A 14,722-nucleotide genomic window follows, 5' to 3' on the forward strand; every position below is an offset into this window, starting at 1 on the left:
TACCTATAGCATACTCCCCCCGCCCGGAACATGCAAGTACCCTACCGGGTAAATATAGGAAATTTTCTATGAATCTGTCCGAAAAAGCAGAAAAACAGCGGGAGACCTCGGGTAAGGTCTCCCGCTGCCTGTGCGGAGAGTCAGTTCTTGGCGCGATAGAGGAACGTAACGATCTGAGCGCGGGTGCAGCCATTGTTGGGGCTGAACGTGTTGGCGGACGTACCGTTGGTCACGCCGCTCTCCACTGCCCATGCCACAGCATCGGCACAGAAAGCGTCAGCCGCCACATCGGTGAAACCGTTCACCGTGGTGGGTGCTTTACCCAGCGCACGGTACAGCAGCGTCACACTCTGTCCACGGGTGCAGGTATTGTTGACACCAAACGTACCGTCCGCGAAGCCGTTGGTAATGCCGTTCTCAATAGCCCATGCAACAGCGTTGTAGCAGTAGCTGCCGGGGAGCACGTCGCCGGGGACCTTGGCCGTGCCCTTGGGCGCGGGGGAACCGGCGGCGCGCCACAGGAAGGTCACGATCTGGCCCCGGGTGCAGGGATCGTTGGAGCCGAACAGGCCGTTGGCCTTGCCGTTGGTGATGCCCTTCTTCACAGCCCATTCCACAGCCTTGGCATAATAAGCGTCGGCGGGAACGTCTGCAAAGATGGAAGCCGCCTGCTCCTCGACAAACTCAGCGGAAACAGTAACCTTGCCGCCGGGCATGGTGAAGGTATACTTGCCATTGCCCTTATCGGTCAGCTTGAGTTTATTGCCGCTGGCGTCCTTCACAGTCAGGGTGTCCAACTCATAGCCGCTGTCGGGCTTGACGGTAATGGTCACAGTATCGCCCTTGGAGGCGTTCTTGGGGCTGACGGTCACATCGCCGTTCTTGGTGCTGGGAACGGACACCGTGTAGCTGCTGCCACTGGAAGAAGAACCACCGCCAGAAGAACGGCTGTAAATGGTCAGCGTACCGTTCACATAGGTAATCTCATAGTTGCTTCCCGCATCCGCGCCGCTGGGAACGATAGAATAGGTGCCTGCGACAGAACCATCCGCCGTGCAGGTCAATTTGGGTGCCTTCAAGCCATCATCGTCAACCAGACCCGTCTGCGTGTAAGTAAACTCGGGCATTGTTCCGCCAACGGTCATTGACTTATCATCGGCCTTAATTATCAGCAGAGCTTTTTTAATTGTAATCACAGCGGAGCCGGTGATTTCCTTATCATCCTTAGTTGCCTTCCAATAGACAACGTAAGTACCAGCATCTTTCTTGGCAATGCTGTCTTGAGTATAAGTAGCCTTTGCCTCGCCGTACTTTACCGTTACGCCCTCAGAGGCCTTGACGATGATGCTGTGAGTCTTACCGTCATAGGTGCCGTTGTAATCCGTGGCTGTGACTACGAGCGCACCAATGTCAACGGTGTAAGGCTTTTCCACAGAACCGGTATAGTTACCGATAAAGCTGATGGTAAACTTACTATTAGCCGTATCCTGTGTCACGGTGTAATCCGTGCCTCCAACCAGCTTTGTGCCGTTGTAGAACACGCTGATGTTATCCTTTGCGGCAGCAGCATCGTCAGCGTTGGGATAGACGCTGTTAATCCCGGTGATGACAACCTTACTGTCATTGGTCAAATCCTTCTTCGCGACAGTGATCTCCGTGGTGAAGAATTCCTGACCGCCGTAGACCAGCTTAACCGTACCGGTCTTGCTTTCCTCAGTAGCCTTGATGAAGGAAACTTTGGAGCCCTCAAGAGCCGTGTAATCAGATTTCATGATCACACCAGTGGGAACTTTCATGGTGGTCTCGTCGCCATAGGTCTTGCCGTTAAGCACCGTGGTATCAATGGACGTCGCATCGGAAACTTCGGCAGCATCAGCCGTCTTGACGTACCAGTTAGTGCCGGAAAGTGTCAAATCTGCACCGGTCATCTGAGCTGCAAAGCTGCCTGCATATTTCGATGCAGGACCCTTAGCCGCATCAGCCTGCTGCGTTGTCAATGCCATGCTGTCCTTAACCGTTACCACTGCTGTTGCATTACCAATCAGGCCGCCAGCATATGCACAGCCATAGATCCCGACGTTTGCACTATTACAGGTATTTTCAGCCTTCATACTGCCGACTGCAACACAGTTTTCGAAAGTACTGTTAGAGCTTACCAGACCTGCCATGCCGCCAGCATATGCACTTTCACCGAAGGTCGGCAATGCCGAGTCATATTGCAGCATTGCAGAAATATTACCCTTGACAACACAGTTTTTCATCGTACCTGCAAACTCAGCTGCGATGCCGCCAGCACGAGCAAATTTCGGCGAGGTAACCGTAATGCTGCCTGTATACGTAGAATTTTCAACCGTTGCCGAAGCCTGTATACCCAGCAGGCCGCCAACTTCAAGGAAGCCGCCGGTTGCATTCATGACGGTAGAAGTACGCGAAACCGTATAGTTCACAGTCGAATGGCAATTTGTGATTGTTGCACCACTGCCACTCACAACTGCTGCACCAAAATAAACATTTTTGCTGTTTTCAGGCGCAACGGTAATATTTACATTACCCGCAAAGTTAAGATCCTTTACTTCTGCACCATCCGACACACCAACAAAGCCAAAGCTGGAGCTCTGTGCTTCAGAAAGTGCATCACTGGACAGATTATACGTGATCGTATGGCCCTGACCCAGAATGTGTCCACCAAATGTACGCGCGTCTGAACCGATGCCCATTGCATCCAGATCGGTCAACGTAATATTATTGTTGACCTTGACATAGATGTTGGACAGTGCCACTTTCTTTGCGTCCGTGCTTTCGTTGCCGAAACGATTGCCCAGTACGGCGTTCTGTGCATCCGCATCGCCCTGAAGCGCTTTCACAAGATTCGTATAATCCTCAGCCGTGTTGATCACATATGCGGTGGCTTCCGTCTGGAACGGATAGCTGTCTTCCATGATATTGCCGTTATGGGAAAAATCGTTGTAAATATACTGATAATCCGCACTTGCAATATCTGCAACCTTTTCACCGTTTGCACTTACATAGTGGTCTGCTGCGTAGAAGTTATCCGCATTGTTCTCAACCGGAATTGTCAGGACAACTTGACCTTCCTCGGCAGCCATTGCTTTGGTGCTGCCAAAGGTATAGTCCGTCGAACCCGCGCCCTTCATGACGTGGGTGCAATTCGTATACCCTGCGGAAGTCGGCATACCGCTGGTACCGCTCTTACACGAAACCAGCGCACCGGTATAACCGAGCTTAGCCGTAATTACAGCTGTATTGCTGCAGGAGTCCAGGGCAATTACAGTATTGCTGCCGTTTACCACAATAATACCAGCCGCCACATTGTTCGACTGTGCCTGAGAGCTGATCGCACCAGTATTGCTGCAATTCTTGAAAGTTGCAGTTACCGCACCGGTAGCCAGGCCGACGATGCCGCCTGCATTGCTGTAACGACCGCTTGCTTCCATATTGCGTTCTGCGATCAGCGCACCGCTGTTCGAGCAGTTTTCATAAGTTGCCGATGCGTTCTGATAGGAGCAGATACCGGCTGCAGAGCTGTTGCCCATGCTCGTGTTGAATGTGCCGCCCTTGATCGCAGCAGTGTTGTGGCAATCCACAAAACTCGTCGGATTGGCGCTGCCGACCATACCGGCGATACCGCCGGCCCACGAGGTATTATCCGTAGCGCCCAGTTCGAGAGTGGCTTCATTGGTAATATTCTTAATGGTGCAGCCGTAGGACTCACCAATCACAACGCCGGTAAACGCACTGTTGGTCAATACCTTTGCCGAGCCGCTGGTCGTAAAGTTTTCAATCCATGCACCGGTAGCACTGTTGAAAACACCCATGTTGATATTGACATATACCGTGCTTTCGCCAATAGTCAGCTTCAGCTTGCCGCGCTTGGAGGACGCACCAACGGCTACTTCATTGCCGCTTTCATTCTTGTCCGAACTCTCAACAATATTAGTAGTATCAATCTTCAGCGTAATCGTATGGCCGTCGCCGTTAAAATGGCCCTTAAAACCGGAAATGCCATAGAACTTGTCTGCCGTGGTCAGTGTAACATTGTCACCCAGCTTATAATAAGCTGACATCAAAGCAGTTCTGTTTACTTCTGTAACACCGGTTTTGCCGAACAGAGCAAATTCTTCTGCTGTGCCATAGCATACGTTTTTCGTGCCGTTCCAGACATACAGAGAAATGTGAGACAGTGCAGCAAGGTTTGCACCGGACTTGATGATATACGGATCATTCTGCGTACCGCTGCCTTCAATCTCGCTGACCCACTTTGCTTCCAGCGTGGTGTCGGACAGATACGGCCAGCTATCGCCCTTTGTCATATCCGTATCACCAAAATACCAACCGGCAAACTTGTAGTTTGCCTTGGTCGGAACAATACCACTGAGGTCATACTCTCCACCGTACTTCAGCGTCTCGGTTTTAAAAGTCTCGTCACCGTTTTTAAGGGTAACTTTCGCATCGACCTTACCTTCGAATGCTTGCTGAATTTCAGCAAGCGTGTGTCCCTCGGTCTGCTGATCCACATAATACTGCAAAGATTCAGACAAACTGTTGTAGGTTGCAGCATAGCCGCGAACTGCTTCTACTTCTTCCGGAGTAAAACTGCCCTCGTTGGGATCAATGTTCTTCAAAGCAGTAATCAAGTTCGTCACTGTACTGGTCACTGCATCAGAAGGAATGACTACTTCTGCACTGCCCGTACCAGTGTTATAGCAGCCCTCCGGCAGCAGGTAATATGCCGTGCCGCTGATATTCAGCGTTGCGGGCGTATAATCCTTGCCGTTGCGCTTCAGACCGGAAGTTTCCGCCACTGCAATAAGCTGAACGGCATCACCGTCAGCGGTCTGGAGCTTCCAATTTGCGAACTTGAACTTGGCGTCTTCACTCGGGTTCTCACCCATGCCAACACCGAAAGACTTTGCTCCCGTGCCATCGTTCAGCGTGTACGGTGTTCCGCTATAACCGGTGCCATTCACAGCAGTGATCGTACCGCCGGAAATGGTGATGGTCTCCATTTTGCCGCTGACCGGCAGTGTATCAATCGTGCTCCCATTTTTCACAGCCTTTTCGCCCAGTGAGCCGCTGCCGATACCGGGGGCATACTTGCCGCCCTTGGCTGTAATTGTACCGCCAGAAATGGTGATAATACCGCTGGGACGGCCGCCGCCAGGAGCTGCATTCGTGCTTGTACCGCCGCCGCCGATACCTGCGCTATACTCAGAGCCGGTGGCTGTAACAGTACCGCCGGAAATAGTGACGGTTGTCTCTTTTTCCGTATTAGCGCTGCCATTGTAAGCACCGCCGCCGCTGCCGATGCCTGCGCCGGAAACCGTACTTTTGGCTGTTACGTTGCCGCCTTTAATCGTAACATCTGCCGCAGCATACGCACCGCCGCCAATACCGGCACTGCCGCCGGTAGCGGTTACTTTACCACCAGTGATAACAATATGCTTCTTTGCTGCGTGTCCATACGAACTGCCAATACCGGCGCTACCCACAACATTGGATGTTGCTGTAACAGTACCGCCGTTAATCGTGATATTGCTGACGTTGCTGCCGCCGCCAATGCCGGGGCCGCCGTATCCGCCGGAGTAACTGGAACCGGTAGCGTTGACTGTACCGCTATCGATGGTAATGTCACCCGCAGTTGCCTCCAAAAGCGAGTAATTGGAATAGCGGCAGCTTACACCAATACCGGCCGCTTTGCCAGCATTGGCCCAGTAAATAGTTTTGTTGTCAATTTTTATGCCGTCACTGCCACCTGCTGTAGCATCCAAAGAACCGTTACCTTTGATGGTAACCGATGCGTTTTCCGCCACAGACAGTCCGGCGCAAACCCAGCCAGTCGCACAAAGAAGACTATATTTATCCACATAGCCTTCACATGTGAAACCGGACTTCAACACATTCTCGCCTTCCAGAGTCAGCGTCACATCGCCGCCTTGGATACCAAATGCGCAGGCGTTCTCCTTTTTCGCGTTGGCACCGTCATGCATACCGGACACGTCGATATTCACGCCGTTCAGCGTGATCGTGTGCGTACCACCCATGACGGTGATCGTGTTCGCAGTGGTGCTATCCGTCTGCGTGATGGTATAGTCACCACCATACTCAACCAGAGCACTCTCGCCCTGCGTATAACCGTCCGCAGAGATGACAATGGAGCCCTCAGCCAAATCAAGCTGCCCATTTCTCGTAGTCTCGATGGTATTTCCCCCATCGCCAGCCTGCGGCGTGGGCTCAGTCACTTCCTCTGGCTTCCCAACTGCTTCCGTGTCCTCCGAAACGGTCATTATTTCGCCTTCAGCCAGCGCCGTTGCTGGTAGTAGACTTAGTGTCATGACAAGTGAAAGCAGGCTTGCCAATATTCTCCGTTTCATCTTCTTACCTCCTATGTTCCGCCTGTTTTCACAGGCTAAAATATAAATAAAAGACACCCACTGGCATGGATATCCATATCAGTGGGTGTCTTTTATTACAAAATAATTCCGGGCAGCAAAAAAGCGCAGAGTTTTACTTGCCCTGCTCTGCTCTGCTCTGCTCTGCTGTCAGTATATTGCGCCGAGAAAGCTGCTGTCAAGTCCTTTTTCACGGTGCTGCCCTCTTTTTTCGTCCTTCAGAGACTAAAGCGCAAACCACTTTAGCCCTATGGTGGAATTTTTATTGATTATACCATGTTTCCCCAGCTTTTCAACCGTTTTGCATAAAACGTACTCTTTTCGACATGAAATGTCATATTCACATCATCTCCTATGTCTGCGGTTCTTGTCTACACATTGCTCATAAGTGCATAAGATGTCATCCCACACACTCCCCATGAACAGACAAAGGGCCTGTCCTGCGGAAGTGCGGCAATGCAGGACAGGCTCAAAATTTTGTACGCGTGGAAACCACTATTCCGCTTTCACGCCACGGAGTCGAGCCAGCGCTGGGAAGGTCTTGAACTGAAAACGTTGGTCAAACAGATCACCGCACACTGCCACCATTTTCCCCATGGTAAAAGCAGCGAGAATGGTGCCAATACCGAGGCCATCCAGATGCCCCAGAAAGCCAAGGGTCAGAATTCCAGTAGTAGCAAGGCAGATCACATCAAAGGCAATCTTGATTTTGGCATAGGAAATATGGGTAATCTGAGCCAGCTCCCGAGGAAAAAGGTCTGTAGGGACAATGGGGAGTCCGCAGCGGTTAGATAGGGCAATGCCAAGACTGATGAGCAGATAGCTGACGATAAAATAGATGATTTTAAATGGCAGCCCCGTGGGAAGAAGGCCGATCCAAGCCTCGTGGATATCCAGCAGTTCTCCAAACACAAAGCCCACTACAAAGCTGCAAAGATAGGAGGGCACAAACTGCCGCCGGAGCACCATAAGGCTCAACACCAGTACTCCCTGAAAGAGATAGGTCCATGTGCCCAGCGTCAGCACCGGGAACACCTCGGAAAAAGCGTAGGGAACGCTGGAAATGGCGGAGATTCCCGCCCCAGAGTACAGCATCAGCACAACGCCAAAGCTGTTGACAAGCACCGCTACCACCAGTGCCAGTTCTCCTCGAAATGTCTTTTTTGCTGCTGTTTTCGTATCCACAAATATATGCTTCCTTTCTTTTCTGTGGAATCTGTGTGCGATTCTGTTGTCGAAATTTTGCGGCAGCAGTTACAGAGATCAACCGCTTTGCGGTTGGTTCAATAAGCATCATTATAATCGCTCAAAATCCTATGTGAAAGGCCAAATTTATATTTTGGCACAATGCAGCAATCCATAGCCCCAGCGCCAAAGGCATTCAGGAAAAATCCTCAAAGAGAATCATGCAGAGCATTTGATGCAAGCTATCAACGCAGTTATCTGCATTGCATAGAATAAATAGGTAATCAATATGTGCTCCTATATCCTTGCACATTGCACACAGGTGAAATAATTTTTAATTTTCAATCTAAAAATCTACCATGTCGCATCTATCAAGTCAAAGAGGTATGTGCCTAAGACACATACCTCTTTTTCAGCAGCCTTTGTCTGTCAACTGCCCCATTATTTGTTTTTCAAAATCCGTTTTGTGGTCAACTGCTCACAGCCGGACCTTTTGTTATGCAATGCTGCTGGAAACATGGATGGCAAATCAGCCCCAGACCTCTTCGGCGATTTCCTTTACCAACGCCAGCTTAGCCCACTGCTGTGCCTCTGTCAGTTTGTTGCCAATCTCGCAGGAGGCAAAACCGCACTGAGGACTCAGGCACAGACGATCCAGAGGAATGTACTTGGTCGCCTCATGGATACGGGCAATCACCGCAGCCTTGTCCTCCAGTTCGGGGCGCTTGGTGGTAATGAGGCCCAGCACCACCTTCTTCTCACCGCTGACAGCAGCCAAAGGCTCAAAGCCTCCGCTGCGAGCGTCATCAAATTCCAGATAGTAGGCGTTCACGTTCTCACGAGCCAGAAGGGTCTTAGCCACGCTGTCATAAGCGCCAGAGCTGGCATAGGTGGAATGGAAATTGCCCCGGCAGACATGAGTGTTGAGCACCATATCCTCCGGCTTACCCTCAATAGCCAGATTGTTAGCGGTAAGCATTTGTTCCTTGATTGCTTCCAGCCCCTTTTCATCCGTATCAAAAATCATGCAAGCCTTGGGGGCCACCAGCATTCCCCAACTGCAATCATCGAATTGCAGGTTACGGCAGCCAGCAGCGTAAACATCAGCGATGACCTTACGATAGCCCGCTGCCAAATCCTCTACCAGCTTTTCGGTATTGGGATAGTATTTGCTGGTATTTTCCATTGCAAAGGGCATGACCATCTGCTCCAGAAACTGAGCGGGTGCAGGGATCGTCAGCTTGGCCACAGTGTTCTCGTCTTCCAGCGCCTTGACAAACCGGAAATGCTCCACAAAGGGATGGCTGTCTACGCCGACTTCTCCGGTGAGGTAAGTATCATCAAGCATCGCGTTTTCACCATGGAACGGCAGGCCCTTCTCCGTGCGGCTGTGGCCTACACCATGGAAACCCCACATGAAATCGAGGTGCCATGTAGCGCGGCGGAACTCGCCATCGGTGATTACATGGTATCCGGCTCCCTGCTGCTTAGCGACCAGTTCTCGGATTGCCTGATCCTCCACCGCCTTCAGCTCATCGGCTCCAATCTTGCCGCCTTGAAAATCCGCCCGAGCCTGCTTCAACTCGGCAGGGCGAAGAAAGCTGCCAACATAGTCATAGCGAAAAGGGGTATTAGTTTTGCTCATAGTGAAATGCTCCTTCCACACTTAAAAGATATGCTGATTAAATGGCTCAAGCTATGATAAGTCAAGGCTTCTTTCTGGCGCCGCTAATATCTATCGCCCTCATGATAGAAAAAGCAATGCCGTGTTCTACCCATTAGTATCCCTCTGTCAAATTAGTTGAATGACCATTTTTTAATAGTGAAAAGGACTTGATGGCATTTCCATCAAGTCCTTTCTGGCTATCTTGTTCAAATTTCGACACGATTTTCTAAAAATTCCGAGTTTTTTTGCAAAGTGACATTGAGTGTCCACATGACTTGCTATACTGAAGCTAACCTCCAAGAAACTTCGGCCCCATGCCTACGCGCGATTGCGCGGGGAAAAATACCGGGTAAATTCTCCGCCCGGGCCGCTCCCGAAAAGGCGATTGTGGACGCTGTATCTTCGCATGGGTGCCGGAGCGGAGGATCAATCATCAAACATGAGAAACTTATAGGCAGGAACATCCAGTACGGACGAAATCGCAAAGAGCGTATCCAGGGAAACAGCTTTCTTGATGTTGGGCGCTTCTACATGGCCGATAAATGCCGGGGTACGGTCGATCCGCTCTGCAAGTTCTTCCTGTGTCAAACCACGCAGCTTTCGATAATATGCAATTTTAAGACCCACTTGCAGATATTCCATCTCGAATTTGCTATTCATACCGTCACCTCGGTAATATGGTAATCGATGGCGACAGCAGTTGACATGATTTTACAATCATATTATTATATTTAACAGATATAAAAAACTAAGTAAAAGTGCAATGGGGAGGGTGAATGACCTTGGAACAGCAGTCTGCCGAGGCAAAGTCGGCCCTCTTATTAGACCTCTATGCGAGGTTCATATCCGGACAGACGCTGAACAAGCAAGGCCTTGCCAGCGAGTACGGCGTCACAACACGGAGTATCCAACGGGATATGGAGTCTCTGCGGTGCTTCCTGATGGAAAAAGGGTTGTCGCAGGAGATTATCTATGACCGTAGACACGGCGGCTATCGGATGGTGAGCAGCGTTCCATCCGGCTTAACGAACAGCGAGATTTTGGCTGTCTGCAAAATTCTGTTGGAAAGCCGCTCCATGCGGCGGGATGAAATGCTGCCGATTCTGGACAAGCTGGTAGACTGTGCCGTTCCTCCGGAGCAGCGTCAGGCGGTAAAGCTGCTGATAGGTAATGAAAAGCTGCACTATATTGAACCACATCACGGCAAAAGTATTTTGAACGGTTTATGGGAGATCGGACAGGCTGTGAAAGAACAGCGGGTCATGGAGATTGAGTACGAGCGCATGAAAGCACCGAAACTGGTGACTCGGAGAGTACAGCCGGTCGGAATCATGTTTTCTGAGTATTACTTCTATCTGACTGCTTTCCTTGAAAACAAAGATAATTTTGAAAATCCGGATGACCTTTTTCCTACGATTTATCGAATCGACCGCATCCGCAGTTTTAAGGTCTTGGACGAGCATTTTCATGTCCCTTATGCCGGACGGTTTGAGGAGGGCGAGTTCCGTAAACGGGTACAGTTCATGTACGGCGGCAAGCTGGAGCGGATCAAGTTCCGTTACACTGGACCGTCTCTGGAAGCGGTACTTGACCGCCTCCCTACCGCTAAGGTCATCAGCGAAGATGCAGATGGCTGGACGATCTCAGCGGAGGTGTTCGGCAAGGGCGTTGAAATGTGGTTGCGGAGTCAGGGGGCGTATATAATCACCGTCTGATGTATAACACCCGATGGCTGGGTTTGCTTATTATGGTTCGCTTCTCAGAAAATCCCTAAACGAATCAGACAAAAAGATTGTAATTACCACGAGGTGACACACTTTGAATTCAATCATGTTAGAGACGTCACAAATGCTTGAAAATCATCCTCTCTTAATTGAAAAAGAGAGTTACAAGGTCAAATACCTTAATGTTCTGGAATACTTCTCCCAGAAATATTCCGCCAATGACCCTTGGGCTAATCAAACCTTGCAGCTATATATCAAGAAGTTTCTTGGTACTAAGAACAGCTACAAATATGATAACTTCGATCTACAGCGCAATACAAAACCTGTATTAGCCACGAAGTTTCGCCCGTTTAAGTTCTTTTCCTATCGCTACTGCCTGATTATTGATTGTATTTTCATCTGTGCATACGGAGATAAGGAAAAAAGTGAAAAGATTTTTTCCGAATTATCTGCCGTTTATCACAAGCGGTATCAAAAGAAACTCCGTCAAGTTTTCGATTCTCTGTATGATCCCACTATTTCTACTGAAGGAATTGAACAGATACAGTATTTGAAATCCTGTTGGGATATGAATAGAAAGTTCATTACCAATGAACCGATAAAAGTTATTATCACAGCAAACATGAGTGCCGGTAAGTCCACGCTTCTTAACGCACTCGTTGGGAAAAAGGTAAACAAGACCCAAAACGACGCCTGCACTGCCAAAATACATAAGATTGTCAACAAGCCTTTTGAAGACAACTTATGTTATGAATTGGACTATCTTTTAGACTTGGATGCTGACTACCATACCCTAATGGATGATAATATCAACAATCAGACTTCTGAAATCACGGTAGGCACTTACTTCCGAACAATAAAAACATCTTCAAAGCGAATATGGCTTATTGATACTCCGGGTGTGAATTCTTCTCAGAACATTGAACACCAACAGCTGACCGATAGAATTATCTGTGACACCAACGGCGACTTACTAATTTATTTATTAAACGGCGAAAATATCGGCACCGATGATGATCGCAAGCATTTGCTGTTCGTCTCAGAAAAGTATCACGGCAATATTCTGTTTGTTGTGAATAAGTTGGACCGTTTCAGGAAAAATGAAGATTCTATTGAAGGGACTCTAAAGGCAGTCGTCGAAGACTTGAAGATCATTGGCTTTGAAAATCCGTATGTTGTGCCCGTGTCTTCTTACGCCGCATATCTTGCCAAGATGAACATCTTTTCTGAGCCGCTTGACGCAGATGAACAGGATGAACTTGAGCGGATGTCCAGAAAAATGAAAAAGCCTGAATACCAACTCGACAAATATTATCCCGAAAAAATAAAAGCCGCTGTGACCATCGAATCTGATGAGGAAAGCCATCAGCTCCTGCTCCATTCCGGTATTTTACATTTGGAAGAAATTATTAACAGTATGAGGTGATTATACAATGAGAGAAATTTTTATCAAGTATAACCCATATCGTCTGGAAACCTCCATTACAATCGATGGTGCGGCACCAAAGCAGAACAGCCGCCTGAATTTTGGCGACCGCCGACTCCAAGAATGGATTGAGGAATTGCCTGATATTCTCTTTGAGGAATGCAGCAGTCGTGATTTTAAAATCAAATTTCACGGCACGATTCTTGACTATGAAGATGTTGAAGCAATGGCTCGTGAAGCAAAGAAAAAGGGCTTAAACATTGAACTGGAACACATCCCCGCCAAGGAAGTCTCTGATAAAGAAGCTGCCATCGATGATATCTTCGATAAAATTCAGGCTGGACCTTTTGATGAACTTAAACAACCCGATGTGGTCAAAGCATTTAATATGGCAAAGAGCAGCGATTTTGAAGTGAATGTTGTTGCAACAATGAGTGCCGGCAAATCCACCTTAATCAACGCGCTTCTCCGCCAGAAACTTATGCCTGCAAAGCAGGAAGCCTGCACTGCAACCATTACAGAAATCAAGGACAACGATGCTGACCATTTTATGGCTAAAGTCTATGACAGTAGCGGTAATCTGATCCAGACGCATCCGGAACTGACCTTTGAAATCATGGATTCCTTGAATAGTAATCCTGAAGTCTCTAAAATCCATGTTGAAGGTAACATTCCATTTGTCACAGCTGAGGATGTCTCTCTTGTTCTTGTAGATACTCCCGGTCCGAACAATTCGAGAGACCCGGAACATAAAGCGGCAACTTACCGTATGCTCTCCGAATCCTCCAAAACTGTCGTTCTGTATATCTTGAATGCAACTCAGCTTGCTGTAAATGATGACTACAACCTGCTTAGTCATGTTGCTGACAGCATGAAGGTTGGCGGAAAGCAATCTCGTGATCGCTTTATCTTTGTAGTAAACAAGCTGGATGACTTCAAAAAGGGTGAAGACAGCATTGAGGCGGCTATCACAAAGGTTCGTGATTACCTGCGCGATAACGGCATTGAAAATGCAAACATTTATCCCGCTTCTGCTCTCACCGCACTCAACATCAGGACCATTTTAGCTGAAAGCGACGATGATGACGATGATGAGGTATATGAGGCTAAGGGTAAGGTCCGCAAGTTCAATCGAAATCCTGAGATGCATTTTGAAAAATTTTCACCGCTTACCCCTTCCGTGCGCGGTGAAATGGAGACCCGCCTTGCGAATGCAAGAAACAACCATGATATCAATGAAGAAGCTCTGATTCATTGCGGTATTGTTCCTATTGAAATGGCAATTAAGATGTATGTCCAGAAGTACGCTAAAACCGCAAAAATCAAGAACATCGTTGATACTTTCTCTAAGCGTCTCGAAAGCGCCAAATCTTTTGAAACCACGAAGCAGGAAATTGTTGCAAACCAGGACAAACAGCAGGAAATTCTCGCCAATATCGAAATCATCAAGAAGAAACTTGCCAGCGGCGAAGATGCGAAGCGTTTTAAGAGCAGAATCGAGCAAATCAACTATGACAGCGAAATTTGTAAGAGAGCAGATAATGTAATCGTGTTTGCCCAGAAAAAAATAACTAAGCAACTTACTTCCAGTGATGTCAAAATGAGCAAGCGCGAAGCTGAAGAAATGTGCAGACAGTTCGCAAGATTTGCAGATAACCTTCAGGCAGAGATCAAAGTCAAACTTGAAGAACTAATTGGGAACTATATTTACAAGAGTGCGGCGGACCTTCTTGAAGAATATAGGAAGAAACTCTCCGAACTGGCTCAGGATGTAAATGTTGGTAATATTTCCATCGATCCATTTGAATTGATGGCTGGTGACATTTCCGGTTTGTCCAATGTCGAGGTTCTCTTGAGTGATGCTGAAACAACGGAAAAGAATTGGGAAGTTGTTGGAAATCACAGGGAATATAAGGAAATCTTCGGCTTCAGACGTTGGGTCAACAAAAAATTTGGCACAAATTTCAATGTGGATTACGATATCGTTGACGATTACGATTGGGTCGAACACACCTACATCGATGGTGAAAAACTCGCCCAACGCTTCTTTGCTCCAATTCAGGAACAGCTCTATGAAAACAGTAATAACGCAGTTGCATATGCAAAAGAGCAAACTAAGAGAATCAAGAATGAATTTTCAAAGAAGTTTGACGAACTTGACAATGTGCTGGAGTGCAAATTAAAAGAACTGGAAGATTGCGCTAACGATCAAAAGGATGTTGAGCGCAGAATCCGCGAATCCCAGTCTAAGCTGAAATGGCTTGAAGAAATCCAGAGCAAGACAAAATCGATTCTGGATATTTAATGAGGT

General features: G+C 48.3%; 7 protein-coding genes. 3 read left to right on the forward strand and 4 right to left on the reverse strand.

Annotated features, from left to right (window positions below):
* Nucleotides 1-140 precede the first annotated feature (140 nt).
* From PY311_RS04875 to PY311_RS04890, 4 genes are all read right to left on the reverse strand, one after another.
* Complete coding sequence (locus tag PY311_RS04875) at nt 141-6,392, reverse strand: S-layer homology domain-containing protein (RefSeq protein WP_286147540.1); 6,252 nt, start codon at nt 6,390-6,392, stop codon at nt 141-143.
* A 513-nt stretch (nt 6,393-6,905) separates the two neighbouring features.
* On the reverse strand, nt 6,906-7,595 hold the full coding sequence (locus PY311_RS04880; RefSeq protein ID WP_286147541.1) for a DUF6198 family protein: 690 nt from the start codon (nt 7,593-7,595) through the stop codon (nt 6,906-6,908).
* Nucleotides 7,596-8,124: 529 nt separating this feature from the next.
* Nucleotides 8,125-9,240: a 5-methyltetrahydropteroyltriglutamate--homocysteine S-methyltransferase gene (locus tag PY311_RS04885; RefSeq protein WP_286147542.1), complete on the reverse strand. Its 1,116-nt coding sequence runs from the start codon at nt 9,238-9,240 to the stop codon at nt 8,125-8,127.
* A gap of 447 nt (nt 9,241-9,687) precedes the next feature.
* The gene (locus tag PY311_RS04890) at nt 9,688-9,921 is read right to left on the reverse strand and encodes a helix-turn-helix domain-containing protein (RefSeq protein ID WP_187013406.1); all 234 of its coding nucleotides are present in this window, start codon (nt 9,919-9,921) and stop codon (nt 9,688-9,690) included.
* 116 nt (nt 9,922-10,037) lie between these two features.
* Here PY311_RS04890 and PY311_RS04895 point away from each other — a divergent pair, with 116 nt between their 5' ends.
* The 3 genes from PY311_RS04895 to PY311_RS04905 all read left to right on the forward strand — a co-directional run bounded on the left by PY311_RS04895 (nt 10,038) and on the right by PY311_RS04905 (nt 14,716).
* The gene (locus PY311_RS04895; protein ID WP_286147543.1) at nt 10,038-10,976 is read left to right on the forward strand and encodes a helix-turn-helix transcriptional regulator; all 939 of its coding nucleotides are present in this window, start codon (nt 10,038-10,040) and stop codon (nt 10,974-10,976) included.
* 103 nt (nt 10,977-11,079) lie between these two features.
* The gene (locus tag PY311_RS04900) at nt 11,080-12,411 is read left to right on the forward strand and encodes a dynamin family protein (protein WP_286147544.1); all 1,332 of its coding nucleotides are present in this window, start codon (nt 11,080-11,082) and stop codon (nt 12,409-12,411) included.
* A 7-nt stretch (nt 12,412-12,418) separates the two neighbouring features.
* The gene (locus PY311_RS04905) at nt 12,419-14,716 is read left to right on the forward strand and encodes a dynamin family protein (RefSeq protein ID WP_286147545.1); all 2,298 of its coding nucleotides are present in this window, start codon (nt 12,419-12,421) and stop codon (nt 14,714-14,716) included.
* Nucleotides 14,717-14,722 lie beyond the last annotated feature (6 nt).

It is taken from the genome of Neopoerus faecalis, assembly GCF_029218125.1.
Classification (GTDB): domain Bacteria; phylum Bacillota; class Clostridia; order Oscillospirales; family Oscillospiraceae; genus Oscillibacter; species Oscillibacter faecalis_A.

Excerpts from the sequence above, each read along its gene's own strand:
- PY311_RS04875 (WP_286147540.1), bottom strand. The coding sequence starts at position 6,392 with ATGAAACGGAGAATATTGGCAAGCCTGCTTTCACTTGTCATGACACTA.
- PY311_RS04885 (WP_286147542.1), bottom strand. The coding sequence starts at position 9,240 with ATGAGCAAAACTAATACCCCTTTTCGCTATGACTATGTTGGCAGCTTT.
- PY311_RS04890 (WP_187013406.1), bottom strand. The coding sequence starts at position 9,921 with ATGAATAGCAAATTCGAGATGGAATATCTGCAAGTGGGTCTTAAAATT.
- PY311_RS04895 (WP_286147543.1), top strand. The coding sequence starts at position 10,038 with ATGACCTTGGAACAGCAGTCTGCCGAGGCAAAGTCGGCCCTCTTATTA.
- PY311_RS04905 (WP_286147545.1), top strand. The coding sequence starts at position 12,419 with ATGAGAGAAATTTTTATCAAGTATAACCCATATCGTCTGGAAACCTCC.